At 60.7% G+C, this 25,680-nt stretch carries 22 protein-coding genes; 9 read left to right on the top strand and 13 right to left on the bottom strand.

All coding sequences use genetic code 11. The features are described from left to right. The first annotated feature begins 118 nt into the window (after positions 1–118). The 8 genes from QTL96_RS24730 to QTL96_RS24695 all read left to right on the top strand — a co-directional run bounded on the left by QTL96_RS24730 (position 119) and on the right by QTL96_RS24695 (position 11,501). Positions 119–724: a DnaJ domain-containing protein gene (locus QTL96_RS24730; protein WP_289729565.1), complete on the top strand. Its 606-nt coding sequence runs from the start codon at positions 119–121 to the stop codon at positions 722–724. 421 nt (positions 725–1,145) lie between these two features. Next, complete coding sequence (locus tag QTL96_RS24725) at positions 1,146–4,319, top strand: autotransporter domain-containing protein (protein ID WP_289729564.1); 3,174 nt, start codon at positions 1,146–1,148, stop codon at positions 4,317–4,319. A 267-nt stretch (positions 4,320–4,586) separates the two neighbouring features. Next, positions 4,587–5,480 carry a substrate-binding domain-containing protein gene (locus QTL96_RS24720; protein ID WP_289729563.1) on the top strand — a complete coding sequence of 298 codons (894 nt, stop codon included), beginning with the start codon at positions 4,587–4,589 and terminating at the stop codon, positions 5,478–5,480. A gap of 174 nt (positions 5,481–5,654) precedes the next feature. Further along, a complete protein-coding gene (locus QTL96_RS24715; RefSeq protein WP_289729562.1) occupies positions 5,655–7,172 on the top strand; it encodes a sugar ABC transporter ATP-binding protein in 1,518 nt (505 codons plus the stop codon). Beyond that, complete coding sequence (locus tag QTL96_RS24710) at positions 7,169–8,131, top strand: ABC transporter permease (protein ID WP_289729561.1); 963 nt, start codon at positions 7,169–7,171, stop codon at positions 8,129–8,131. The genes QTL96_RS24715 and QTL96_RS24710 overlap by 4 nt, the downstream gene beginning before the upstream one ends. A 19-nt stretch (positions 8,132–8,150) precedes the next feature. Further along, the gene (locus tag QTL96_RS24705) at positions 8,151–9,095 is read left to right on the top strand and encodes a sugar kinase (RefSeq protein WP_289729560.1); all 945 of its coding nucleotides are present in this window, start codon (positions 8,151–8,153) and stop codon (positions 9,093–9,095) included. A 1-nt stretch (position 9,096) separates the two neighbouring features. Continuing rightward, positions 9,097–10,377 (top strand): D-tagatose-bisphosphate aldolase, class II, non-catalytic subunit, encoded by a 1,281-nt coding sequence (locus tag QTL96_RS24700; protein WP_289729559.1) that lies wholly within the window; start codon positions 9,097–9,099, stop codon positions 10,375–10,377. A 110-nt stretch (positions 10,378–10,487) separates the two neighbouring features. Then, a complete protein-coding gene (locus QTL96_RS24695) occupies positions 10,488–11,501 on the top strand; it encodes a LacI family DNA-binding transcriptional regulator (protein WP_112941183.1) in 1,014 nt (337 codons plus the stop codon). Positions 11,502–11,531: 30 nt separating this feature from the next. On the opposite strand, the gene QTL96_RS24690 is transcribed toward QTL96_RS24695, so the two are convergent. From QTL96_RS24690 to QTL96_RS24660, 7 genes are all read right to left on the bottom strand, one after another. Beyond that, positions 11,532–11,864, bottom strand: a complete 333-nt coding sequence (locus QTL96_RS24690; protein ID WP_112941182.1) for a cupin domain-containing protein — start codon at positions 11,862–11,864, stop codon at positions 11,532–11,534. Positions 11,865–11,870: 6 nt separating this feature from the next. Then, entirely contained in the window at positions 11,871–12,626 is a 756-nt protein-coding gene (gene kduD, locus QTL96_RS24685; protein WP_112941181.1) for a 2-dehydro-3-deoxy-D-gluconate 5-dehydrogenase KduD, read from the bottom strand. Continuing rightward, positions 12,623–13,465, bottom strand: coding sequence for a 5-dehydro-4-deoxy-D-glucuronate isomerase (gene kduI, locus QTL96_RS24680; RefSeq protein ID WP_289729558.1), 843 nt, complete (start codon positions 13,463–13,465; stop codon positions 12,623–12,625). The genes kduD and kduI overlap by 4 nt, the downstream gene beginning before the upstream one ends. 31 nt (positions 13,466–13,496) lie before the next feature. Further along, positions 13,497–14,234, bottom strand: coding sequence for an ATP-binding cassette domain-containing protein (locus QTL96_RS24675; protein WP_016554332.1), 738 nt, complete (start codon positions 14,232–14,234; stop codon positions 13,497–13,499). After that, the gene (locus QTL96_RS24670; RefSeq protein ID WP_183795221.1) at positions 14,234–15,253 is read right to left on the bottom strand and encodes an ABC transporter permease; all 1,020 of its coding nucleotides are present in this window, start codon (positions 15,251–15,253) and stop codon (positions 14,234–14,236) included. Before QTL96_RS24670 ends, QTL96_RS24675 begins: the two co-directional genes overlap by 1 nt. 69 nt (positions 15,254–15,322) lie before the next feature. Then, on the bottom strand, positions 15,323–16,273 hold the full coding sequence (locus QTL96_RS24665; protein WP_112820326.1) for a substrate-binding domain-containing protein: 951 nt from the start codon (positions 16,271–16,273) through the stop codon (positions 15,323–15,325). A 149-nt stretch (positions 16,274–16,422) separates the two neighbouring features. Then, positions 16,423–17,937: an aldehyde dehydrogenase family protein gene (locus tag QTL96_RS24660; RefSeq protein WP_289729557.1), complete on the bottom strand. Its 1,515-nt coding sequence runs from the start codon at positions 17,935–17,937 to the stop codon at positions 16,423–16,425. Positions 17,938–18,058: 121 nt separating this feature from the next. Here QTL96_RS24660 and QTL96_RS24655 point away from each other — a divergent pair, with 121 nt between their 5' ends. Then, positions 18,059–18,760 (top strand): GntR family transcriptional regulator, encoded by a 702-nt coding sequence (locus QTL96_RS24655; RefSeq protein ID WP_162704984.1) that lies wholly within the window; start codon positions 18,059–18,061, stop codon positions 18,758–18,760. A gap of 47 nt (positions 18,761–18,807) precedes the next feature. Here the strand turns inward: QTL96_RS24655 and QTL96_RS24650 are convergent, their stop codons facing one another. The 6 genes from QTL96_RS24650 to QTL96_RS24625 form a co-directional block, all read right to left on the bottom strand. After that, a complete protein-coding gene (locus tag QTL96_RS24650) occupies positions 18,808–19,965 on the bottom strand; it encodes a hypothetical protein (RefSeq protein ID WP_289729556.1) in 1,158 nt (385 codons plus the stop codon). Between the two features lie 335 nt (positions 19,966–20,300). Then, positions 20,301–21,077 (bottom strand): metallophosphoesterase, encoded by a 777-nt coding sequence (locus QTL96_RS24645; protein WP_289729555.1) that lies wholly within the window; start codon positions 21,075–21,077, stop codon positions 20,301–20,303. 105 nt (positions 21,078–21,182) lie between these two features. Next, the gene (locus QTL96_RS24640; RefSeq protein ID WP_289729554.1) at positions 21,183–21,962 is read right to left on the bottom strand and encodes an SDR family oxidoreductase; all 780 of its coding nucleotides are present in this window, start codon (positions 21,960–21,962) and stop codon (positions 21,183–21,185) included. Between the two features lie 11 nt (positions 21,963–21,973). Then, positions 21,974–23,122, bottom strand: a complete 1,149-nt coding sequence (dgoD, locus tag QTL96_RS24635; protein WP_112941176.1) for a galactonate dehydratase — start codon at positions 23,120–23,122, stop codon at positions 21,974–21,976. Positions 23,123–23,135: 13 nt separating this feature from the next. Beyond that, a complete protein-coding gene (locus QTL96_RS24630; RefSeq protein ID WP_289729553.1) occupies positions 23,136–24,761 on the bottom strand; it encodes a GMC family oxidoreductase N-terminal domain-containing protein in 1,626 nt (541 codons plus the stop codon). A 24-nt stretch (positions 24,762–24,785) separates the two neighbouring features. Further along, positions 24,786–25,676: an aldose 1-epimerase gene (locus tag QTL96_RS24625; RefSeq protein WP_289729552.1), complete on the bottom strand. Its 891-nt coding sequence runs from the start codon at positions 25,674–25,676 to the stop codon at positions 24,786–24,788. Positions 25,677–25,680: the final 4 nt, after the last annotated feature.

The raw sequence follows: 25,680 nt of genomic DNA, 5'->3' as shown, positions 1-25,680 counted from the left end.
TTCCGTTTACGCTCAAGGGTTACGTCGATCATTCGGCGATCACAAATCTCGAACTGATCTTCAACTAGATGAGCGTTGAAGCTTGCTTAGAAAAGAGCACCCGCCATGTAACGCGCGGATGACAGACTCGAAGATTTTCGTGGGCATTCGGCCTATCCGCAGTAGCAGCGACAAACCAGCCCAACCGAGCGCGCCCCGGTGCCAGTGGGATGGCTGCGATAGCCCTGGTGTCCAAAGAGCGCCGGTCGGGAGCGCCGCAGAGGGGCTTTACCTGTCTTTCTGTGTGAAGCATTCAAAGATTTACGCCAAGGGTTACAGTTTCTATCCCAGCCATTCGGATCCCGTCGTCGCGCGGTACCAGCTTGACGCAGCTGCGGGTAAAATTGCCACGCGCGGGGTGAGGACCGATCGGGAACACCGCGAGGCTCCACTACCGTCGTCTATCCCGTCGGGATCAGCGAAATCACTCAGAGCCCGAGGGATAGCGAACAGGTCCCACGCGGCGGCAGCAGCACCGCAGATCAAGCTCAAACCACTTGAGGTCAAGGCGTTCGAAGTCCTGGGGCTCGAACAGGTTGCAACGTCTGAAGAGATCAAAAGCCGATATAAAGAGCGCCTGAAAGCCGATCATCCCGACGCGAACAGTGGTGACCGCAAATCAGAAGATCGCCTGCGGGCGACAATCGAAGCATACGGGATCCTGAAGCTCAACGGTTTTTGCTAGAGGGCAGTCGTGTCCAGGGCCGGTGCTTTGGAGGATGCCTGTATGGAAATAAGGCGGATCAGCAACATTTGAGCAGATTGTGCAACGATGAGGTTGCGTTGTAAGGGACCGTCTGAAGCGCCGGGCCTGCTTGCGGACGTCGATCCGGAAATCACGCTGCCGATCCCCGGCGTCTGTTTGTGATTATTCGCGCGTCTTTTCGTCGGGATCAAAGTTGGTTTCCGCAAGCCGAGTGGAGACTTCCGCGGGATACATCGGCCCATATCGCGAAAAGCGAAAAGAGGGGCTCGAGAAAAAGATATTCACCATCGAATGGCGATACGCGCCCACATGGTTAACGCTTCGTTAACCATGTGGGCGCTAGAAATTATTGATCATCCCGCCGACATCAGGTGGGTGCCCGCTAAGCGTCGGCCTGCAGATGAAACAACTACTCCCGGCATTCTATCGCCGTCTAGGCTTGTTTACGGCACTGGCGTCCATCGCGCTGCCCGCGCATGGCTTCGCGCAATCGGCCTGGTCCGGGGCAACAGACAACGATTTCAGTAACGCGGCGAATTGGACCCCAACCGCGCCCGACGCCAACGATACAGCACACGTCGACGCGGGGTCTCCACAAGTTTCCAATGATGCGACCGTCGGTCATCTGGACGTGAATGGCGGCAACGTCACCATCAGCAATACCGGCGTTTTGACCAGCACGAATGGCACAACGATCACATCAGGCAGCGTCAGCATCAACAGCGGTGGCGTGATGAACTCCGACGTCAGTCTCGATGGCGGCAGCCTGTCCCTCGATGGCCAACTCAACGGACAGCTCAATCTCAACAATGGCATTGTCTCAGTCAACGGCACGCTCGGCAGTGCCATTGTCGCAACAGGAACCGCACTCACGAACAACGGCACCACAGGCCAGGTCAACGTCTCCACCGGCGCAACGCTCGTCAACAATGGCGCAGCGACCATCGACGCGGTGACAAACGCGGGCACGACATCAAATGCGGGAACCGTTGGCAGCGTCACAAACACTGCAGGCAGTTTCACAAACGATGGCACCGTGACGGGAAAAACGACCGTCTCGGGCGGAACGGTCACGAATAACTTCGTCATCACCGACGCCGATGTCGCCGCGGCCGCAACCTTCGTCAACAATAGTGGGGCCACCGCCGCAACGGTCACGAATGCCGGCACAGCGTCCAATGCCGGTACAGTCGCAAGCCTCACCAACACGGCAGGCAGCTTCACCAACAATGCCGGAGGCACTATAACAGGGAAGACCATCGTCGAAGGCGGAACGGTTACCAACAATTTCGTTATCACCGACGCTGATGTCGCCGCGGCAGCAGCCTTCGTCAACAACACCGGCGCCACCGCCGGCGCCATCACAAACTCCGGGACCACCACCAATGCCGGGACGATCGCCTCCGTGCAGAACGACGCCGGGACGTTCACCAACAATTTTGGCGGAACTGTTACCGGTGACACGAATATCGCCGGCGGCAGCGTCACCAACAATGCCAGCCTCAATAGCGTCGATGTCGGCACAGCCGGCACGTTCACCAACACCAGCGGGGCCACCGCAGGCGCTGTCACCAATGCCGGCACGGCATCCAATGCCGGCACCATCGCGAGCCTGACCAACACCGCCGGCAGCTTCACCAACAATGCCGGCGGCACGATTACAGGAACAACCACCGTCAAAAGCGGAACGGTGACGAACAACTTTGTCATCACCAATGCTGATGTCGCTGCCGCGGCAGCCTTCGTCAACAACACCGGCGCGACAGCCGGCGTCGTTACAAATGCCGGGACGGTCACCAATGCCGGAACGATCGCCTCCGTCCAGAACAACGGCGGGATATTCACCAATAATACGGGTGGAGCGGTTACGGGCGCAACGACAGTGGCCGGAGGCAGCGTCGTCAACAATGCGACATTGGCGAATGTCGATGTCGGCGCTGCCGGCACCTTCGTCAACAACAGCGGCGCGACGGCCGCTACCGTGACGAATTCAGGAATGGCTGCAAACGACGGAACGATTGCAGCACTCCAGAACAATGCCGGGACATTCTCCAACACCGGTACGATTTCAGGCGCGGCAATTGTTTCCGGCGGCTCGCTCGTCAACGATGGCACCATATCGGGCGCCGTCAGCATAGACGACGGCGGCCTTCTCTCTGGTAGCGGCAATGTCGGCGGCATCCTAGTGAATGCAGGCGGCGTATTGGCGCCAGGGCCAGGGATTGCAACGCTTGGCGTCAATGGGGACGTAACCTTCGCCGCCGGATCCACCTACCAGGTCGACATTGCGACGGGAGGCGTCTCCGACAAGGTCGATGCCACGGGAGCCGTTTCCATCCAGGGCGGAACGCTTGCCGTCAAGGCAGCGACCGGCAATTACGCCGCAGCAACCAGCTACACGATCCTGACCGGCGGCAGCATTGCCGGTACGTTCGACACTGTGACAAGCGACTTCGCCTTTCTGTCGCCAACCCTGACATACGACGTCACCACCATCGACATGCGACTGGACCGCAACAGCGTCCAATTCGCTGATGTTGCAAATACGGCAAATGGCCGGGCTGCCGCTGCGGCCGTCGAACAGATGGGATCGGGCCGTGTGGTCTACGACGCAGTTCTGTCGCTTGATTCCGCCACGGCCGCGAGTGCCTTTGCGCAGCTGAGCGGCGAAGCCCATGCCTCTGTCAAAAGCGCGTTGCTATGGCAAAGCCGCTTTCCGCGGGAAGCGATTCTCGACGAGATCGCCTGGGGGCCGCACCAGCGGGAGACCGACGTCACCTTCTGGACCTCAGGACTTCTGTCGTCCAACGTCCTGTCGGGAGGCAACAACGCAGCCGGGATCGACACCCGCGTCGACGGCGCCCTGTTCGGGGCCGATGCACCAGTGTCCGATCACTGGCGTGTCGGCGGTGTGGTCGGCTTTGGTCAACAATCGTTCGCTCAGGTCGACGCAAACTCCTATTACGCCGGGCTTTACGCCATGGGCGATATCGGCCCGGTGCAACTGGCCGGAGGCGCCATCTACGCACACAATGACGCATCCACGCAGCGCGATATCGCATTCGGCACATTTACGGACCACCTATCGGCAAACTATGCGAGCGCCACCAGCCAGGTCTTTGCCGATCTTTCATGGACTTACGAGTGGGACGCGCTCAAAGTTCAACCCTACGCAAGTCTCGCCTACATCAATCTCGACACTGATAGCTTTGAGGAGAAGGGTGGCGACGCCGCACTCTCTGCAGCCGGCGCAAACGCCGCAATCACCTCTTCGACGGTCGGATTGCGCTGGGCTATGGATTGGCCGGAGAACGAATTGCCCCTCTCCGTTTCCGGATTGCTGGGCTGGCGGCATATCGCAGGCGATGTAACGCCATACTCGCGTATGGCGTTTTCTGGTGGCTCGCCCTTTATAATCGAAGGTACCGAGATGCCCCGCGATTCCGTCGTGGCGGAGATCGGCGTCTCCGCGAAGCTTTCAAAGTCGGCGCGGCTGACGCTGAACTATTCCGGCGAATTCGGCAAAGGCCTGCGCTCCAACGCCATCCAGATGAACCTCGTAACAAGTTTCTAGGCTGTGCCGCCCCGATGGCCAGCGACCGCCTGAAGCGCTGAGGATACTTATCCCGTTATCGTATTAACGACGCGGAACCAAGCCGCGCGTGCATCGGCATGAGCGGCACAAACAAACACGCGCAATCCTCACCTAATTTAACGCATATCGATTTTAAAGTTGACGCGCGGAAAGTTTAATGATGAATAGGCGACGTCGGTTGGCTCAGGAGGCGGCCAGGTCCGGCGGTCCCAAGCACAAGCCTCGATAGGTTTCCGGGAGGAAAAATTGATTATTTCTCGCATCGCAAAGTCGCTGCTCGTTTCCGCCGCTTTCACGCTCGCCGCCGTTACCGCGCAGGCAGAAGGCATTGGCGCGTCGCTGCTGACGCAGCAGCATCCTTTCTACAACGAGCTCGCAAAGGCGGTCACCGCTGAAGCCAAGGCCAAGAACGTCTCCGTCGAGATCGCGATCGCCAATCAGGATCTGAACAAGCAGCTTGCCGACATCGAAGACTTCATCGTCAAGGGCGTGGACGTCATCATCATGTCGCCAGTCGACAGCAAGGGCGCGCTCGCAGCCGTCGCCCGCGCTGAGGCAGCCGGCATCAAGGTTATCACTGTCGACGTTCCGGTCGAAGGCGCCAAGGTTTCATCCTACATCGGCACCGACAACTACGCCGGTGGCGTCAAGGCCGGCGAACTGATGGCTGAGCAGCTCGGCGGCAAGGGCAATGTCGCGATCATCGACTATCCGCTGGTCCAGTCGGTCGTGAACCGCGTCAACGGCTTCAAGGAAGCCATTGCCAAGCACCCTGACATCAAGATCGTGTCGATCCAGACCGGCATCACCCGCGCCGAGGCTCTGGCCGTCGCGCAGAACATGTTGCAGGCAAACCCCGACATCAACGGCATCTTCGGCTTCGGTGACGACGCGGCTCTTGCTGCAGCCGTTGCGGTCAAGTCTTCCGGCCTCACTGGCAAGGTCAAGGTCATCGGCTTCGACGGCATGCCTGAGGCGATCAAGGCGGTCGACAGCGATCCTGACATGGTCGGCGTCATCCAGCAGTTCCCGGACCAGATGGGCAAGCTCGCCGTCGATACCGCGCTGGACCTCAAGGCCGGCAAAGACGTGCCTGCTGAGCAGCCGATCGTCCCCGGCGTCTACGTCAAGAAGCAGTAAAGTCCTCCCAAGGCGCACTGTGCGAAGGTCCCAAGTCTCGCACAGTGACCGCTCCTTCCGGCGGCCGGGTTCTTTTGAAGGGCTGGCCGCCGGAAAGCAGCGATATCCTCGCGACAAGTCAGAGCGCCCCACGCATCCGCCCGATGCCTGCGGCTCTTGGTGAAAGGTGACGCCATGCAAAGCTGCGGCGACAACGCGATCCTAGAGATCAAGGACATTACGAAAGTCTTCGGTGCGGTGACCGCGTTGAAGAACATGCAGCTGAAGGTTCGTCCCGGCAGGGTTCACACGATCCTCGGTGAAAACGGCGCCGGAAAATCGACGCTGATGAAGATCCTCGCCGGCGTCTACCAGCCGACATCGGGCTCGATCCTTCTCGACGGCAAGCCCTATGCGCCGGCCAACCCGCAGGACGCGGCGGCAGCGGGCCTGACGATCGTCTTCCAGGAACTCAGCCTCTGCAACAATTTGAGCGTCGCCGAGAATATTCTCGCGACCCGCGAGCCGACAAGGGCCGGCTTCATCAACGACAAGGCACTCGTGCGCCAGGCCGCGGCGATCGTCGCCGATCTGAAGCTGCCGATATCCGTCCAGGAGCGCGTCGGCGACCTGTCGATCGCCCAGCGCCAGCTGGTAGAGATCGCCAAGGGGCTGAGCATCGACGCCAAGGTCGTTATCCTCGACGAGCCGACGTCCTCGCTCAGCGACAGCGAAGCCGAGATCCTGTTCGAGATCATCGCGCAACTGAAAGCGCGCGGCGTGGCCGTAATCTACATCTCGCACCGCATGGAAGAGATCATGCGGCTAAGCGACGACATCACCGTCGTGCGCGACGGCAGCTACATCACCACGCGCGATAAGTCCGAAGCCACGATCGACGAACTGATCGCCCTGATGGTCGGCCGGGACATGAATGAGATTTACCCTCCGCGCGACGTGCCGGCTCCAGCGCTTGACGAAAAGCCGGTACTGGCAGTGAGCGGGCTTTCCAGCCACGACGAGTTTGAGGATATCTCCTTCGATGTGCGCCCGGGCGAGATCCTCGGCTTCTTCGGCCTGATCGGGTCCGGCCGTTCGGAGGTGATGAAGACCCTCTTCGGCATGACGCAGCCGACATCGGGCACCATCTCGATCGACGGCAGCGCGGTAACGATCACCTCCCCCGTCGATGCCATTAACCGGCGTATCGGCTTCGTCACCGAGAACCGCAAAGAAGAGGGGCTGGTGCTCAGCCACAGCGTCGAGAGTAACATCTCGATGGTGGCGCTGGACAACTATTCCAGCCCCTTCGGCTTCCTCAAGCGCCGCCGCGAACGCGACGACGCGAAGGTGGAAGTCGGCCGGCTAGCCATCAAGACGGCGTCGCTCGAGACCTCGGCGGGATCACTGTCCGGCGGCAACCAGCAGAAGATCGTGTTGGCCAAGTGGCTGCTGACCAAGCCGAGGATCCTCATCCTCGACGAGCCGACACGCGGCGTCGATGTCGGCGCCAAGTTTGAAATTTACAAGATCATCCGCCAACTGGCGGCGGAAGGCACGGCAATCCTGCTGGTGTCGTCCGAACTTCCCGAAGTCATCGGCCTGAGCGACCGCGCCGTCGTCATGAGCGAAGGGCGGGCCACCGCCATCGTTGCCGGCGATGAGATGACACCGGAGAAGATCATGAGCTTTGCTACGGGATTTGTATCATGAGCGACAGACACGCAGCCAATGCCGCATTCCGGCAGGTAATGAAGCAGTATGGCGGTATTTTCCTATCGCTGATCGTCCTTTGCGTGATCTTTTCGATCACCAATCAACGGTTCATGTCCGTTGCCAACTTTCTGAACGTGCTGCAACAGGTCTCGGTCATCGCGATCGCCGCCTTCGGGATGACCTGGGTGATCCTGCTCGGTGAGATCGACCTGTCGATCGGATCGATCATCGCGGTCGCCGGCATGGTCGGCGCGCAATGTTTCGCGTTCGGTATGGGCTTCGTTCCAGCACTCGTCCTGACGCTCGCAGCCGGCGCGATTTTGGGTCTCGCCAACGGCGTGCTGACGGCGAAATTCCTGCTGCCGTCCTTCATCGTCACGGTGGCCACGATGGGCATCTATCGCGGCATGGTCAGCCTGCCGACGAACGGCGCGCCTGCCATGATCATGGAGCCGACCTGGACGGCCATTGGCACCCAGAGCTTCATCGGCATCCCGATCGTCATCTGGGTCGTCGCGGTACTCTTCCTGTTCAACCACATCCTGCTCAGCAAGACCAAGTTCGGCCGACGCGCTTATCTGACCGGCGGCAACCGCGAGGCAGCTCTGTATTCCGGCATCAAGGTCGATCGCCTGAAGATCATCATCTTCATGATCTCGGGCATCATGGCGGCGATCAGCGGCATCCTGCTTTCCTCGCGTCTGTTCTCGGCCCAGACCAACGCGGGCATGAGCTACGAGCTCGACGCCATCGCAGCAGCCGTCCTCGGCGGCACCAGCCTTGCCGGCGGCGTCGGCACCATGATCGGCACGCTGATCGGCGCGCTCATCATCGGCGTGCTCAACAACGGCATGAACATGCTGTCAGTGCCTTACTTCTACCAGCTCATCGTCAAGGGCCTCGTCATCCTCGTCGCCGTCTATCTCGACGTGCGCTCCAAGCGCGCCAAGCAGTAATCCTCAAGAGCAAGATGAAATGTCGAAAATCCTCACCATCGGCGAAATTCTGGTCGAAATCGTCGCTACCAATCGCGGCAACGGCTTTCGTGAAGCCGTGCCGCTGATCGGTCCTTTTCCTTCGGGCGCACCGGCCATCTTCATCGATCAGGTCGGCAAGCTCGCCCAGGATTGCGCGATCATCTCGCGCGTCGGCGATGACGATTTCGGCTGGGTCAACATCAACCGCCTGACCGCGGACGGCGTCGATGTCTCCGGCATCGAGATCGTTGCACATGGCACAACCGGCAGCGCCTTCGTGCGCTACCGCGAGGACGGCAGCCGCGCCTTCGTCTTCAACATCCGCCACAGCGCATGCGGTGAGATCGAGTTATCGGACAAGACGCTGGCTCTGATCGACGGCTGCACCCACATGCACGTCATGGGCACCGCTCTCTATGCCCCGAGCGTGGTGAGGAGTATCCTGTCAGCAGTCGAACGCATCAAGGCCGCCGGCGGCACCGTGTCCTTCGATCCCAATCTGCGCCCTGAAATCCTCGATAGCCCGGGCATGCGCGAGGCGCTGCAGACCGTGCTCTCAGTGACCGATCTATTCATGCCGAGCGGCGAGGAACTCTTCCTGTTCGCCGAGGCAAAGACGGAGAAGGAGGCGGTCGCCGAACTGCTCGCCAAGGGCATCAAGGCGATCGTCATCAAGCGCGGCGAAAAGGGCTCCAGCTACTTCGACAGGACCACCCAGATCAATCTCGAGGGCTACAAAGTCGAGGAAGTAGATCCCACCGGCGCCGGCGACTGTTTCGGCGCGACCTTCGTCACCTTCTGGCTGAAGGGAATGCATCCCGCCGAAGCGTTGCGTTACGCCAACGCATCCGGCGCCCGCGCCGTCACCAAGGCCGGCCCGATGGAAGGCGCATCGACCCAAGCCGAACTCGACGCCCTGATTAAAGCGCAAGGACAAGCCTGACATGCAGAAAAGCTACCTCACGGATATCGCACAATGGCGCCACGGCAGCGGCGTAAAGGGCATTCCCTCGATCTGCTCGGCCCATCCCCTCGTTATCGAGGCATCGATGCTGCATGCGCTGAAGCAGGGCGCCCACCTACTCGTCGAAGCCACCTGCAACCAGGTCAACCAGGATGGCGGTTATACCGGCATGACGCCGGCCGATTTCCGCGCCTTCGTGGAAAAGATCGCCGCCAGTACTGGTTTCCCGCTTGAGAAGCTGATCCTCGGCGGCGACCATCTCGGTCCCAATCCATGGAAGAGCCTGCCGGCTGATAAGGCAATGGCGAAAGCCTCCACCATGATCGAGGCCTTCGCCAAGGCCGGCTTCACCAAACTGCATCTCGACACCAGCATGGGCTGCGCCGGCGAGCCGGTTGCCCTGCCCGACGCGATCACCGCTGAGCGCGCTGCCAAGCTCGCTGCCGTGGCCGAGGCGGCGCTGAAGGGCATGGACGGCATCAAGCCTGTCTACATCGTCGGCACCGAAGTGCCGATCCCCGGCGGCGCTATGGAAGAGATCGAAGAACTTGAGGTGACCAAGCCGGAAGCCGCGCGCGAAACCATCGCCATTCACCGCCAGGCTTTCGTGGCCGCTGGCGTATCCGACGCTTTCACTCGAGTTGTTGGCGCGGTTGTCCAGCCTGGCGTGGAATTCGGCAATGAAAACGTCATCGCCTACGCTCCGGAAAAAGCGGCTGCACTGAGCGCCACGCTTTCAGACATGCCGGGCATGGTTTTTGAGGCCCACTCCACCGACTACCAGACCCGCGACATGCTTCGACAGCTCGTCATGGATGGTTTCGCTATTTTGAAAGTTGGCCCCGGCCTGACCTTTGCACTGCGCGAAGCCTATTACGGGCTCGACCAGATCGCTGAGTTCCTGTTTCCAGACAAGCGCAAGGAGACGCTGATCACCACTATCGAGCGCGTTCTGACGGCCGATCCGAAGAACTGGGACAAATATTATCACGGTTCGGACGACGATAAGCACATTCAGCGTCACTTCAGCTACAGCGACCGTATTCGCTACTACTGGCCGCAGCCGGAGATCGACGCGGCCGTAAAGGCACTATTCTCATTGCTTGATGGCGTGCAGATCCCCGAGACCCTGATCAACCAGTATCTGACCGGCGCCTATGTCGGCGTGCGCGACGGCAAGGTCAAGCCGGACGCACGTTCGCTAGCGCTTGCCGCCGTCGACCGCGTGTTGGAAGATTACTTCGAAGCCTGCCGCGCCTAAAGGCGCGGCTTGCACCGGCGCAAAAGTTTTGATTGAAATGCGTCAAATATTTCAATCGATTAAATAAGAATGAGTGGGACGCGCGTTTGTCAGACAGGCCGATCAGAACCATGGAGGACTTTTCCGAGTATGTCGGCCTATCGCGGCCGACCGTTTCGAAGTACTTCAACGACCCGGGCTCCGTGCGGCGCAAGACCCGCGACATCATCGAAGCTGCCCTCAAGGAGAGCGGCTTCCGTCCCAACCTCTTTGCGGTCAATCTCAATCGCCGACGCAGCAACATCATCGGCATCATCATTCCCAACTCCACCGACCCGTTCTACATGGCGCTGACGCGCCGGGTCGAGCTCATCGCCAATGATGCCGGCTTTCTCGCCTTTGTGCTGTCGTCGGATGGCAATGCCCTGATGGAAGCACGCGCCATCGAAACGCTGAAGTCGATGAACGTCGCAGGTGCCATCATTGCCCCGCTTGGCGTGCAATCACACCATGAGACCCTGCTTGCGCTGTCTGCGTCGATCCCGCTGATCTTTGTTGACTCGCCACTGGACGACGTCTCTCCCTTTGTCGGCACCAACAACCGCCAGAGCTTTCAACTGATCGTTGACTATCTGTGCCGATCCGGAGAGCCGCCGTGCTATCTCGGCATGCCGTCGGTCAACACCAACGCGTCGACCCGCGAGACGGCCTATATCGAGGCGATGACCGAACTTCGGATGGAGCCGATCGTGCTGCCGATCGAAAAGGCGGCGGGCTGGGACTTCGAGAAATTTGGCTATGAAGAAACGAAGCGCATTCTCGAAGGCGGGGGCTTCCCGACCGCAACCGTTCTTTGCGCCAATGACCGCGTGGCATTCGGCGCCATCGCAGCAGCCTTTCAGGCAGGCGTGAAAATCGGCCGCACGCCCGACTGCAGCTTGCGCATCGCCGGCCACGACGACCACCCTTTGTCGCGCTACGCCTGCCCGCCGATCACCACCGTCGCGCAGAGCTACAACGACATCGGCCGCATTGCCATGCAGTTGTTGCTGCAAAAGCTCGACCAGGAAACAGAGGGATCGGCTTTGAGCGTGCCCGAGCAGGTCCTATTGAATGCCGAGATCATTCTTAGACAATCGGCCTAGACCCTGTCAGGTCGAGCGTCGCCCCCCGCCTTACAGGAAGTCATCGCGCCTTGGCGTGAAGGTATCGATCAATAGTCCCTTCTCCAGTGCGACCACGCCGTGAACAAGGTTCGGCGCGACGATGAAACTGGAACCGGCATCGAGCCTGGTTGTCACTCCGTCAATTGTCACGTCGAAAGCACCCTCTGCGACATAACTTACCTGCGTGTGAGGATGCGAATGCAGCGCGCCGATCGCACCTGGCTCAAAGCGGAAAGCGACCAGCATCGCCTCGGGGCGATGCGATAGCACGGCGCGATTGTTGCCGGGCGCGACTTCTGTCCAGGTGATGTCATCGGGAAGTGTGTAGTGATCGGCCATCATAATCTCCTATCGGGCAAGCCAGCCGCCATCGACTGGCAATACCGTGCCATGAACATAATCGGAAGCGCGCGAGGCGAGGTAAACCGCCGTGCCGGCCATATCCTCCGCCTTGGCCCATCGGGCGGCCGGAATGCGCTTCAAGATGTCGGCGCTGCGCTCGGCATCGGCGCGAAGCGCCTCGGTGTTGCTGGTCTCGACATAACCGGGCGCAATGGCGTTCACATTGATGCCCTTCGAGGCCCACTCGTTCGCCATCAGCCGGGTGATCCCGGCCAGCCCACTCTTCGCCGCCGTGTAGGACGGAATGCGGATGCCGCCCTGGAAAGAAAGAAGCGAAGCTATGTTGATGATCTTTGCCGGCGACTGTCGTGCCAATGCAGCCCTCGCGAAAGCCTGGCAGAGGAAAAAGACGGATTTCAGGTTAGTGTCGAGGACCGCATCCCAATCCTCTTCCGTAAACTCCAGCGCATCGGCGCGACGGATGATGCCGGCATTGTTGACGAGGATATCGGGCGAGGCGCCGGCGGCTAGGGCGCGTTCGATGACGTCCCTCGCCTCCCCGGTATCGGACAGGTCCGCCTTGAGCGATACGAACCGGCGCCCCGTCGATATGACCGCGTCCGCTGTCTCGTCCATTGCCGAGCGGCCGACACCGACGATATCGGCGCCCGCCTGCGCGAAACCAACCGCGATAGCCTGGCCGATGCCGGTGTTGGCGCCGGTGACGATAGCCCAGCGGCCGGTGAGATCGAACAGGCTCATCGCAGGTCTTCCATCGGCACCTTGTCCATGTCGGTAAAGCTCATATTATCGCCAGCCATCGCCCAGATGAAGGCGTAGCGGCCGGTTCCGGCGCCAGAGTGGATTGACCAGCCGGGCGACAGCACGGCATCGTGGTTCTTCAAGACGACATGCCGCGTTTCGCTGGGCTCGCCCATGAAATGGAAGATGCGTGTCTGCTCCTGCATGCCGAAGTAGAGATAAACCTCCATGCGGCGATCATGAACATGTGCCGGCATGGTGTTCCACACCGAACCCGGCTCGAACCTCGTCAGCCCCACCAGCAATTGGCAGCTGTCGCAGACATCGGGGTGGACGTATTGGTTGATCGTGCGGGCGTTGGATTCTTCCGCCGAGCCCACGATCACTTTCCTCGCCATCTCGCCCGTAATGTGCACCGTGGGATATGTGCGGTGCGCTGGCGCGCTCAAGACGTAAAAGAGCGCCGGCGCCGCCGGGTCCTTGCTGGCGAAGCTCAAGGCGCCCTCGCCCATTCCGACATAGAGCGCCTCCTGGAAGCCAAGTTCGTAAGCCTTGCCCGCGACGCTGACCATGCCCGCGCCGCCGATATTGACGATGGCGGCCTCGCGCCGGTCGAGAAAACGCTCTGTGCCGGTCTCAGCAATGGCAGCGATCTCAAGCGGCATCGTATGCGGCATGACACCGCCGACGATCATGCGATCGAGATGGCTGTAGGTGAGATTGACTTCACCTGGCCGAAACAGATCCTCGATCACGAAACCGTCGCGCAGACCCTGCGTGTTGCGCCGTGCGGTATCTTCGGGTCCGACGACCTGGCGTACTGATACTGAAATGGTCACGGGCGATGCCCCTTCTGTGTGTTGGGTGGGATCAGGTGAGCACGACATATTCGGTCAGCTGGTTGATCGTCGTGTCCGCCTTGTCGACATCGAACACCTTGGTGCCGTGGCTCATGATGACGAAGCGGTCGCAGACCTGATAGGCGTGGTAGATGTTGTGGGTGACGAGCACGCTCGAGACGTTTTCCGCCTTGAGCTTCAGCACCTGGTTCAAGAGCGCCTCAGTTTCGCGCACCGACAGTGCAGACGTCGGCTCGTCGAGGAGCAGCACGCGCTTCTTGAAATAAACGGCGCGGGCGATGGCGACAGCCTGTTTCTGGCCGCCGGAGAGATTGCCGACGAGTGTATCGGGGCTATCGATGCCGGAAATGTGCACCGCGTTTTGCAACACCTCCATGGCAATCTCGCGCATTTCACGCTGACGTAGGAAGCCGAAACGATCGGTAAGTTCGCGGCCCATGAAGATGTTGCGGGTGATCGAAAGCGAATCCACCAGCGCCGTATGCTGATAGATGGTCTCGATACCGGCATCGGCGGAGTCCGACCGGCAGGTGAACGCCGTCTTCTTGCCGTCGACGCTCAGATAGCCGTCCGTTGGCTTGTGGATGCCTGAGATCAGATTGACTGTTGTCGACTTGCCGGCGCCGTTGTCACCGAGCAACCCCACCACTTCGCCTTCGCCGATATGGAAGCTCAGATTGCGCAGCGCGGTCAGCGCGCCGAAGCTTTTCGAAATGTTGTGCAGTTCAAGAAGATTGGGGGCCGACATCACGCAAGACCTCGCCGCTCGATAAGATGGTTGAAGATGGCGGCCAGCACGATCAGCGTCGCGATGAACATGTCGAGATAAAAGCCCGGCGCACGCAGCAGCAAAAGCACGTCGGTGATGGTGTGAATCAAGAGCACGCCAAGGAAGATGCCGATGATCGAGCCCCGGCCGCCGCGAAGCGACAAGCCGCCGATGACGCAAGCCGCGATCGCCTGAAGCTCCAGTCCGGCGCCCTGCCCCGGCTGCACGCTGCCAACACGCGCGGTTGCAATGATGCCGGCCACCGCCGCCATGCCGCCGGCGATCGCGAAGGCTACCAGCTTGACGCGGTTGGTGTTGATGCCGATCGCCTCGGCCGCACCGCGATTGCCGCCGGTAGCGAACACATGGTTGCCGAAGCGGTGACGATGGACGAGGTAGTGGAAGCCGACGACGAATAAAACGATCCAGATGAAAGCGGCATTGATGCCAAGCAGCGTGCCGGAAAACAGGCTGGTGAAGATCGGCTCCGGATCGAAGCGAACCTGAACCGCACCGTTATAGAGCAGCACCGCGCCGCGCCAGAACAAAAGGCCGCCAAGCGTCACGATAAAGGACGGCAGCCCGAAGCGCAGCGTGATGTGGCCGTTCAAGAGGCCGATCATGATCCCGGCCAAGACGCCGAGCGGCGCGGCTATGAAGGCACTCATTCCGGCGCCGACAAGGCTTGCCATCAAGATGGCGGTGAAGGTGTAGACCGAACCGATGGAAAGGTCGAATTCGCCCGCGATCATCAGCACGCCGGCGCCGAGCGCCAGGCAGCCCAGCACAGGGATCGCCTTCATCAGGATCGTCAGGTTTTGTGGCGAAAGGTAGCGGAACTGATCAGGATAGAGCAAGGCGCCTGCGATGCAGACGATCTGCAGCGTCATGAAGACGAGGAAGATCGCGCCTGCCGGCATTGCCATGATCTGCCGGATCATCGGTTGTTTCTGCGTCCGCGACCGGGGCGCGGCACTGGTCTCAAGAATTGGTGTCACGGTCTGGTACTCGATCGATTGGAGACGGAGAACCTGCCGGCCTGGCCGGCAGGCCCCCACGAAACGCGGTTAGCGGAAGCTGCCGATCAGCGGCTTGACCGAGCTGATGCGCGACTTGTCGAGGAAGGCGCCCTGGCCGGTGTCGACGTCAGTCGGGGTCAGTCCGTACTTCTTCGACAGCGCGATCTGCGCGATCGGGTAGTAGCCTTGGAGATAAGGCTGCTGGTCCATGGTCGCGAACATCGCACCAGACTCGACCGCATTGACGATCTCGACCGCAAGGTCAAACCCGCCGAACGGGACCTTTACACCTGCATCCTTGATGGCGCCGGCACCGACGGTCGAAGTGACCGAGCCCGTGCCGAACACGGCCTTGACGCCCGGGTTGGCGATCAGGAACTGCGCCATGATGTTCTGCGCCTCGGCCGGATCAAGCCCGGCGCGAACTGTCTCGACCTTGATGCCGTTTTCCTTCATCGCCTTCTCGATGCCGCCACCGCGCGCGACCGCGAAGCTGGCCTCGGGGATCTCGCGCGGGTTGAAGACGACGTCGCCGGATTTCAGGCCGAATTCCTTGATCATCCGGTTGCCGAGCTCGTAGCCGGAAGAAAATTCGTTCATGCCGACATAGGCCTGGCGGCAATTGCCCTTGGCGCCTTCCAGATCGTCATTGTTGAAGCCGATGACGACGATGCCGGCCTTGACCGCCGCGCAGATGCTCTCGTCGAAGGCATCCGACGACGAGATGGCGACGGCGATACCATCGACGCCTGCTGCCGTCGCGCTTTCGATCAGGTCGTTCTGGCGAACCGGATCGTTATTGGCATATTGCACGTCGAGATCGACGCCAAATTGAGCCGCCGCGTCCTTGGCGCCCTTCACCACAGGGTTGAAGAACTGGACACTCGGATCGAGATAGATGATCATCGTTGCCTTGACGTCGGCGGCCAATGCCGTAGATGTCATCATCGTGGCGATACCCGCGGCAAGTGCTGCGGTTTTCAACCTGGTCAATTTCATTTGCGTATCCTCCCTTTGGATGTGCAATGCGGGTCGAAAGACCCAAGTCTCGGCTGGCGGGCTCCGACCAAAGATCACGCCGGCCGAGATTTTCCTCCCAGACGTCTCGCCTTCTCCCAAAGCGAAACGCCCTATCCCTTAACTCCCTGTCAGCCGAACCACGGCGCCGGTCGCCCGAACGTCACGTGCACGCCCTTGAACTGGGAATACTCATCAAAGCCATAGCGGCCGAGTTCGCGGCCGAGGCCGCTTTTCTTGTAGCCGCCGATCGGCAGTTCCGGCGTGCCGTCGATGACGCTGTTGATCCAGCAGCGGCCGGCGCGAATGCGGCGGATGCTCTGCATGGCGTTTTCGAGATTGGTGGACCAGACCGAGGCGGAAAGACCGAACTCGCTGGCATTGGCGAGCGCGACAGCCTCGTCCGCGGTCTTGAAGGTCAAGGTCGAAAGCACCGGTCCGAAAATCTCCTCGCGGGCAATCGACATCTCGGGCTTCACGCCGGAAAACACGGTAGGGGCGTAATAGATGCCCTTGTCCTTGCCGACGCGCTCGCCGCCGAGCAGCAGTTCGGCACCGGATGCGATGCCGGCTTCCACGTAAGAATGGACCTTGCCGACATGGGCTTCGGAGATCATCGCGCCGATCTTGGTGCGATCGTTCAGCGGATCGCCGAATGTCACTTTGCGCGAGATGTCGAGCAGGCGCTCCATCAATGCGTCGCGTATGCCTTCCTGAACCAGGAGCCGGCTGCCTGATATGCAGCACTGCCCGCCATTGTGGTAGACGCCATAGGCGATGCCATCGGCGGCAGCCTCAAGGTCCGCATCGGCAAAGACGATCTGCGGCCCCTTGCCGCCAAGTTCCAGCCCGACGCGCTTGACGCTGCGCGCGGCGATCTCGCCAAGCTTTGTGCCGACGCGCACCGAACCGGTGAAGGCCACCATGTCGACGCCGGGATCTTCGGCGAGCACCTGGCCGGCCGGATCGCCGTAGCCGGTGACGACGTTGAAGACGCCATCGGGAATACCGGCCTCACGCGCCAGTTCCGCCATGCGAACCGACGTGCCCGAGGTGAATTCGGACGGCTTGAGGACGACGGTGCAGCCGGCGCCGATCGCCCACGGCACGCGCTCGGAGGCGATGATGAACGGGAAATTCCAGGGGGTGATGATGCCGACGACGCCGACGGCTTCGCGCAGCACCAGGCCTAAGCGATCGTCGCCGATATTGTTGTGGGCCTGGCCTTCCAGAGCGCGCGCCTGACCGGCGGCATAGGACCAGAGGTCGGCGCAGAAGCCGATCTCGCCGCGCGCCTGGGCGATCGGCTTGCCAACCTCAAGGCTTTCGGCCAGCGCAAGTTCTTCTTGATTTCTGAGGATCAGGTCGGCCACCTTGAACATGAGCCGCGAGCGTTCCGCACCGGACATGCGCGGCCATGGGCCTGTATCGAAGGCCCGGCGGGCAGCCGCAACCGCCAGGCGGACATCATCGGCCGAGGCTTCCGGCCAGGTACCAACGACGACGCCCGCGTGACCGGGGCTGACACGGTCAATCGTGCGACCAGACGCGGCATCTACCGACTTGCCATCGACAAGCATCTGGTAGCGGGATTTAATGTTCAGCCGCGGATCACCGGAATCAGGCGCAATGAAATTGGACAGCACGTTCCCCTTAAAGCCGACACATCGTGTCGGCCCTCCCTTTTTATCCGGTTTCAGACCACCGGATTTATGTTGCGTTTGAATTGTATGGTACTGTATGGTGGTTTAAATTGGATGTCAACGCATGACGGCGACGAAAGACATGAACCTCGAATCCTTGAAGATTGAGACCGGCGAAACCGCTGCGGCCCAAGTGGAGCGTGACCTGCGCGAGCAGATCATCAAGCTGGAACTGGCGCCGGGCACGCGACTTTCCGAGCAGGAGATCGCCACCCGCATGGGTGTCTCGCGCCAACCGGTGCGCGAAGCCCTGATCGCGCTCGGGAGATCAAAGCTGGTCGATGTGCGCCCAAACCGGGGCACGGTCGTCGTTCGCATCTCGGCGCGGCAGATGATGGAGGCGCGCTTCGTGCGCGAGGCGCTGGAGACCGCCGTTGCACGCCGCGCAAGTGAGACCTTCGACAGCTGGACGCGCCGCCGGATCGACACGATCATCGGCAAGCAGCGGATGGCCATGGAAGCACATGACCACAACGCATTCCGCCGCGAGGACGAGCAGTTCCATATCGCGATCGCGGAGGGCGCCGGCTGCAGTCTTGCCTGGAGTGCCATCGCCGACATCAAGGCGCATATGGACCGTGTCTGCAATCTGCAGCTTCGCCACCCCGATTCCATGATGCGGCTGATCACCGAGCATGAGGCCATCATCACGGCCATCGACGGACGCGATGCGGACGCCGCGGTGGCTGCCATGCGCGCGCACCTCAACGGCATTCTGTCGGACCTGCCGCAGATCGAAGCGGATCATCCAGACCTGTTCGAGTGAACGCAGAAAGGGCGTCGAAACCGACGCCCTTGTGACTTTCAGCGAAATCAGCGGCTTGCCATCACCATTTTGCAGAGGCTGACGAGGCCTGCCTCGAAGCCGCCGGAGCGTACAACGTCCTTGCAGCTAGCCTTGGCCTTGGCGCGGTCTCTGGCGGACATGTCGTTGATCATCGCCAGGCTGCGGCTGCGGTCGCCGCCGGTATCGCCATTGGCATCATCGCCGGGATTGGTTGCGCCGGGGCCTCCGGGATTGCCAGGTGTTCCAGGCGTACCGGGGACACCTGGTGTACCTGGATCCGTGCCCCCCGATCCGGAACCGGGGATTGCGAGGCTGATTTCGGCTAGCGTGTTATCACCCAAACCGACGTTGGCCATGGCAGCGACACTGGGGCCGGACCCGCCAACGTTTGCACCAACACCAGCGTTCACACCATTCGTACCGCCGATACTCGCGGTGACGTCAGTGTCAACTAGACCGCCGCTTGTCGAACCGCTTCCGGTTGAGCCCCCACCGACCGTGGCATTGGCGTTTATGTCGGCGAGCGTATTGTCGCCCGCCCCAACATTGGCGATAGCGCCGACAGTCGCGAGGTTCGATCCGCCAACCGTCGCACCGACATCTGCGTTGACGCCATTCACGCCGCCGATGTTGGCGTTTGTTCCGAGATCGACGATGCTGTTTGTGCCGCTACCACCGGAGGTGCCGCCAACACCGAGATTGGCGTTGACATCGGCAAGCGTGTTGTCACCCGCACCAACATTGACCACGGCATCCACATTCGCGATGCTGGACCCGCCGACGGTTGCGCCGACATCGGCGTTGACGCCGCTTGCTCCACCGATCGTTGCTGTCGTTCCAACACCGAGGCCACCGGACGAATTGTTGCCGCCGACCGTTGTGGCGCTGTTGATGCCACCGGAGCCACCAACTGTCGCATTCACGCCAAGGCCGCCGGTCGAATTACCGCCGACATCAGCGTTCACACCGCCGGCCCCGCCGACGGAGACATTGGCGAGGTTCGAACCGCCACCAACCGTGGCATTGACGCCGTTGGCGCCGCCGATGGACACGTTGAGCCCGCCGCCATTGCCGTTGATGCTGATCCCGTTCGATCCTCCGACGTCAAACGCCGCTGCCTGCGGTGGAACGAGGACGCTGGCGCAGCCGGCGGCCAGTATGGCAATCGTTGATTTCAAGTACATCATTTTCTCCTCCGTTATGTCCTGAAAGGGCATGAGCCCCAGGGCCAAAGACCCAGGTCAAAAGCGGAAGTGCGCACTCCAGATCGTTTTAGGCGAGATCAAGCGTGATCCACAACCTTCCAACAACCTTGTCGGGATAAAGTTCCAAGCTGCCAGTCGGTTCCTGTGGTCGTTAGCGCACCAATCACGGTGGCTAAGTAAACTTTAACGCCCGTCCGGCAGTTCGCGCTGAAAGCTCCCCACGAGCGACGAAGTGACCGCGAATGGGACATTTATTGCGCATCCCACAGGATCGGCCGGCCCTGCGACCGATCTTTAAGAACCATCGCTTCTGGTCAGGAAGCAGCGCGAGTTACAATGCTCGCACCCCACTCTTCAACGGAGATCTCCCCGCGCGCGCTCAGTGCCGTGCAGATGAAATGCGACAGTCTGTCTTGCCGAATAACAGCAGCACTCAGACGACCAGTCCTATAGGCTGCGGTATCAAGCGCGATACGGTTGTCATAAACTTCCGGGCGCAGCGAGTTTGTGATCGTATGACCATGCACGACCATATGGTCGAAAGGGTCAATGTGGTCGAGAAAGCCCGCCCGGATCCAGCGCAGATCGTATTCGTCCTGTTCGGCGAGGGGAAGACCGGGGCGTATTCCCGCATGTACGAAACAAAACCCGCCGATCTGCCTATAGGTCAGCGCGTTATCGAGCAAAACAGCGTGATGTGGGAAAGCGCTTCGTATGTCTGCGGCTATAGCCTTGAAATCAGGCACCGGCCGCCGCGAATAGGCGCTGAGGGTTGCCACCCCTCCCCAGTCCATCCAGTTGACGGCGTCCGCCGGAGACAATTCCCCGCGAAGCAACGAGCGCAGATAAAAATCGTGGTTGCCGAGGATGAGCTGCGAACCGGGGTACAGCTCAAGTGTCGAGGCGACCAGATCAAGCACAGCTGGACTTTGCGGGCCTCTATCGATCAGATCACCGAGGAAAATCACGATTGGTTTTGATCGGCGTTCCTCAGCGACGGTGGCAATGTGGCGCAGTAGAACCTCAAGCAGATCAGCGCGTCCATGAATGTCAGCAACTGCATAGATATCGGACGGCGCATGATCATTCATATCGGGGATTTTCTCCCGGGGCTTATATCGCCCCGCTGACGTTTGACACGACACAGGTCTATGCTACCGCCCGATGCTTAGGCAAGGTGTTTACGCGAACCGGGCTCAGGCAGGATGCTGCTGGACGCTCAGACCGCCATCCACCGTCAGGCAGGTGGCGTTCATGAACGGGCATTCGTCCGAAATCATGAATACGGCCGCCATGGCGATCTCCTGCGGGGTGGCGATACGTCCACCGGGGTGCAACTTCATCGTTTCGGCCTTTGCCGCCTCAGGATCGGGGAATCCATTCCAATAATCGATGACCTTCTGGGTCGCGACATAGCCGGGCGCCAGCGCATTCACGCGGACGTTCTTCGGCGCATATTCGAGCCCCAGCGACTTGGTCATGCCCAGCAGCGCATGCTTTGCCAGCGGATAGGGAAACGTATGCGGGATGATGGTAAAGGCATGGGTCGAGGCGATGTTAAGGATCACGCCTCCGCCTTGTTCGATCAGCCCAGGCAGAACCGCCTTCGAGCAGTTCCATGCGCCCTTAAGATTGATGTCGAAGCAGCGGTTCCATTCCTCGTCGCTGGTCTCCAGCGGCTCGGAAAACACGTTGACGCCAGCATTGTTGACCAGCGCGTTGATGCGCCCGATCTCGGTTTCCGCCGCGCTGACGGCCGCAACAATTGCCCTGGCATCGGTGATATCGGCCGAGCGCACGCTGACGCGATAGCCCTCATCCGTAAGCTTCGCAGTCTCTTCTTGGAGTAACGCCTCATCGCGATCGATCAGAAACAGGCTCGCGCCTTCGCGCGCGAATGCCTTTGCAATCGCAAGGCCGATGCCCTGCGCTGCGCCGGTAATCATTATACGCTTGTCGAGCAGACGATTGGACATGACGGACACCCTTACCACTCGGCGAAACTGCCGTCCTCGTGACGCCAGATCGGGTTGCGCCAGCGATGCCCCTCTTTCGCACGTTCGATCACATAGGCCTCGTCCACCTCGATGCCAAGGCCGGGGCCCTGCGGGATAGACACGAAACCATCGGCATAGTGGAACACCTCCTTATTAGAGATGTAGTCGAGGATGTCGTTGCTCTTGTTGTAGTGAATGCCGAGGCTTTGCTCCTGGATGAAGGCATTGTAGCTGACGGCATCGACCTGCAGGCAGGCCGCAAGCGCGATTGGACCAAGCGGGCAATGCGGGGCGACCGCCACATCATAGGCTTCCGCCATCGCCGCGATCTTGCGGCATTCGGTAATGCCGCCAGCGTGGCTCAGATCCGGCTGGATGATATCGACGTAGCCATCGGACAACACAGACTTGAAATCCCAGCGCGAATAGAGACGCTCGCCAAGCGCGATCGGCGTCGAGCAATGATTGGCGATTTCCTTCAGCGTCTCGCGGTGCTCGGACAAGACCGGCTCTTCGATGAACATCAGCTTGTAGGGCTCCAGCTCCTTGGCGAGCACTTTAGCCATGGGCTTGTGCACGCGGCCGTGGAAATCGACGCCGATGCCGACATTCGGCCCGATCGCCTCGCGGATCGTCGCGATCGTCGCAACGGCCTTGTCGATCTTCTCGTTGCTGTCGACGATTTGCATCTCCTCGCAGCCATTGAGCTTGATCGCCTTAAAGCCACGCGCGACCACATCCTTGGCGTTGCGCGCGACGTCGGCCGGCCGGTCGCCGCCGATCCAGCTATAGACTTTGATCTTGTCACGCACCTGGCCGCCCAGCAGCGAGTGGATGGGCTGACCGAGCGCCTTGCCCTTGATATCCCACAGCGCCTGATCGATGCCCGAGATCGCGCTCATATGGACGGCGCCGCCGCGATAAAAGCCACCGCGATACATGACCGTCCAGTGATCCTCGATCAGGAACGGGTCCTTGCCGATCAGGTAGTCCTCGAGTTCGTGCACCGCCGCCTGGACGGTGAGCGCACGGCCTTCGACCACGGGTTCACCCCAGCCGACGATACCCTCATCGGTCTCGATCTTCAAAAACAGCCAGCGCGGCGGGACGATATAGGTCGTGAGCTTGGTGATCTTCATGGTCTTACTCGCTTTAGCTGAGAATGAGGTCGGCGGCTTTGCCGGCGGCGGCGAGAACGGCCGCGTTGGTATTGCCGCTGACAATGGTGGGCATCAAGGAAGCATCGACAACGCGCAGGCCGCGCGTGCCGCGGACCCGCAACTGCATGTCGAGCACGGCTTCCGGATCGCTGTCGGCACCCATCTTGCAGGTTCCGACAGGATGGTAGCCGGTCTTGACGGTGCGCTTGCAATGGGCAGCGATGCCCTCATCGCTGCTGACGTCGGGGCCGGGAAAGATTTCCTTGTCGATCAGTTCCTTTATTGGCGAGGCGTCGAGCACGGTGCGGGCAAAGCGGAAGCTTGCCATCGTCAGCCTCAGATCGTCGGGATGCGCGAAAATCTGCGTGTCGACGATCGGGTTGGCGAACGGGTCGCTCGAAGACAACGTGACCGAGCCGCGTGCCTTGGGACGCAGCAGCAGCGAGTTGATCGTCACCCCGTCGCCCGGATCGGTGCCCATCACATCGCGATCGAGGTAGACGGTCGGCACGCAAAACATCTGGATGGTCGGCCGCTCGTTGTTGCCGTCAGGATCGTAAAAAGCACAGGTTTCGACGCCCGTGGTCGACACCGGGCCCGACTTGAACATCAGATATTGCAACCCGGCCTTGATCATCGGCCAGCCGCGATCCTGCCCGTAATAGCCGAACGATCCCTTCGTGGTCGCCACGACGGGGCACTCGTAGTGGTCCTGCAGGTTCTTGCCGACACCGGGCAGGGCGACGGTCGTCTTCAGACCATGACGCTTCAGCTCCTCTTCCGGCCCGATACCCGACAGCATCATCAGCTTTGGCGTCTGGTAGGCGCCGGCCGCCACGATGACTTCGCTTCCGGCTTGCGCGCGCTTCGGCGTACCCTTTTGCACATAGCGTACGCCGGTCACTCGGTCGCCGTCCATATCAAGCGAGGTGACGGTGGCGCCGGTTTCGATCGTTAGAAGCGGATCACTCATTAAAGGCGCCAAAAAGGCGTCCACGGCGCTCGAGCGCTTGCGCGTCCTCCAGTCGATCGTGTGCTGCATGAAGCCGACGCCGAACTGGCGGGCGCCGTTGAAATCCGGATTGTAGGGAATGCCCATACCCTGCAGCGTCTTCACATAGGTCCGCGTCATCGGGCTGGTGTGGCCGAGATGCGAGATCTTCAGAGGGCCGCCGACGCCGTGAAACTCGCCGGCGAGATGGTCATTGTCTTCCTGTGCCTTGAAGTACGGCAACAGGTCCTGATACGACCAGGCATCGTCGTTCGATCCTTCAGGCGTGGAAAGCTCGTTCCACAGATCGAAATCGGCCGCCTGGCCGCGCATGTAGACCATGGCATTAACCGTACTGCCGCCGCCCAGAACCTTGCCCTGCGGCACGATCGGTCCGCGCCCGTCAAGCTGCGGCTGCGGCTTGGTCTGATGCATGGCGAGATAAGTGTCCTTTGCGAGAAACTTCATGTAGCCGGCGGGAAAATGCATGATCGGGTTCGCCTTGGCCGGCCCCCGCTCAAGCATGAGAACCCTGGCCTTCCCCTCTCGCACCAGTTTGGCCGCGACCACGCAGGCGGAGCTTCCGCCGCCAATAATGATGTAGTCGTAACGGTCTTTCGCAGACATTCACCAACTCCGGTCTTGATAGTCTCAAATGGCCTCGGGGCGCAGCCGAACGCTGCCCGAGAGGCTTTCATACGGCGCCAACACCTTCAGATCACCAAGATCGGCGAGGTGATGGCCATCCGCCAGATGCGTCATCGGCTCGAAGCAGAGATAGTCGCGCTTGAAGCTCGGGTCGAAGCCGGTATCGGACACGAAGACGAAGGCGTGTTTAAAGATGGGATCAGCCTCAAGCTTCAACGCGGTCTGCCGCTCGGGCCAGGAAATCGTCGCCCTGCCGTCCCAGCCTTCGAAGCCATTGTTGACCCAGCGATGTGGCAGCTCAGCCGGTTGTCTGAAGTCAAGATCGGTTGGGATATCCGTCCGCTCGCCCGGCAGCCAACCCTCGACCTCGGTCCAGAATTTCTGCGACCGCGCCTGAAGCGTCGTCTTCGGCGTCATCGGGAAATAAGGATGCCAGCCGAGACCGAAGGGCATGGCCCGGTCGCCACGATTTTCGACCGTCAGCGTCATAGTCAGGCCGGATGCGTCGAGTGCGAAGCGCTGGCTTGCGCGATAGACGTAAGGTGTTGAGCCGCCGCGATGGGCGAAACTCATCTCGACCATCTCATCGGTCTGCCGGTCGATCGTCCAATCGGCCTGCCAGCCCTCGCCGTGGAGATAATGCTTGTCCCATTCGGTGTTCGGCTCGAACCGATACTCCTCACCTTCGAATACGAAGCCGTTGTCGCGGACGCGGTTACCGAAAGGAACAAGCGGGTAGCAGGCGGAGGAAAGTGCGTCTGCCTCTGATGACGGCGCCGCGCGCAGCAAGGGCACGCTTTCGCCCTGCGTCTGCTTCCAGAAGCCCAGGACCAGGCCTCCCTTGGAAGAGACGCGAAGCGAAAGCGATCCGGATTTCAGATCGAGCACCGTCATCGCA

Origin of the sequence: Rhizobium sp. S163 (assembly GCF_030380805.1) — a bacterium.
Classification (GTDB): domain Bacteria; phylum Pseudomonadota; class Alphaproteobacteria; order Rhizobiales; family Rhizobiaceae; genus Rhizobium.
This window is presented reverse-complemented; position numbering and strand designations above follow the sequence as displayed.

Coding starts and splice junctions, on each gene's coding strand:
- kduD (WP_112941181.1), bottom strand. CDS start 12,626: ATGAGCCTGTTCGATCTCACCGGCCGCTGGGCTATCGTCACCGGCGCC.
- QTL96_RS24645 (WP_289729555.1), bottom strand. CDS start 21,077: ATGAATGATCATGCGCCGTCCGATATCTATGCAGTTGCTGACATTCAT.
- QTL96_RS24650 (WP_289729556.1), bottom strand. CDS start 19,965: ATGTACTTGAAATCAACGATTGCCATACTGGCCGCCGGCTGCGCCAGC.
- QTL96_RS24690 (WP_112941182.1), bottom strand. CDS start 11,864: ATGATGGCCGATCACTACACACTTCCCGATGACATCACCTGGACAGAA.
- QTL96_RS24715 (WP_289729562.1), top strand. CDS start 5,655: ATGCAAAGCTGCGGCGACAACGCGATCCTAGAGATCAAGGACATTACG.
- QTL96_RS24625 (WP_289729552.1), bottom strand. CDS start 25,676: ATGACGGTGCTCGATCTGAAATCCGGATCGCTTTCGCTTCGCGTCTCT.
- QTL96_RS24705 (WP_289729560.1), top strand. CDS start 8,151: ATGTCGAAAATCCTCACCATCGGCGAAATTCTGGTCGAAATCGTCGCT.
- QTL96_RS24730 (WP_289729565.1), top strand. CDS start 119: ATGACAGACTCGAAGATTTTCGTGGGCATTCGGCCTATCCGCAGTAGC.
- QTL96_RS24700 (WP_289729559.1), top strand. CDS start 9,097: ATGCAGAAAAGCTACCTCACGGATATCGCACAATGGCGCCACGGCAGC.
- QTL96_RS24725 (WP_289729564.1), top strand. CDS start 1,146: ATGAAACAACTACTCCCGGCATTCTATCGCCGTCTAGGCTTGTTTACG.
- QTL96_RS24640 (WP_289729554.1), bottom strand. CDS start 21,962: ATGTCCAATCGTCTGCTCGACAAGCGTATAATGATTACCGGCGCAGCG.
- QTL96_RS24675 (WP_016554332.1), bottom strand. CDS start 14,234: ATGTCGGCCCCCAATCTTCTTGAACTGCACAACATTTCGAAAAGCTTC.
- QTL96_RS24655 (WP_162704984.1), top strand. CDS start 18,059: ATGACGGCGACGAAAGACATGAACCTCGAATCCTTGAAGATTGAGACC.
- QTL96_RS24695 (WP_112941183.1), top strand. CDS start 10,488: ATGGAGGACTTTTCCGAGTATGTCGGCCTATCGCGGCCGACCGTTTCG.
- QTL96_RS24665 (WP_112820326.1), bottom strand. CDS start 16,273: ATGAAATTGACCAGGTTGAAAACCGCAGCACTTGCCGCGGGTATCGCC.
- QTL96_RS24630 (WP_289729553.1), bottom strand. CDS start 24,761: ATGTCTGCGAAAGACCGTTACGACTACATCATTATTGGCGGCGGAAGC.
- dgoD (WP_112941176.1), bottom strand. CDS start 23,122: ATGAAGATCACCAAGCTCACGACCTATATCGTCCCGCCGCGCTGGCTG.
- QTL96_RS24710 (WP_289729561.1), top strand. CDS start 7,169: ATGAGCGACAGACACGCAGCCAATGCCGCATTCCGGCAGGTAATGAAG.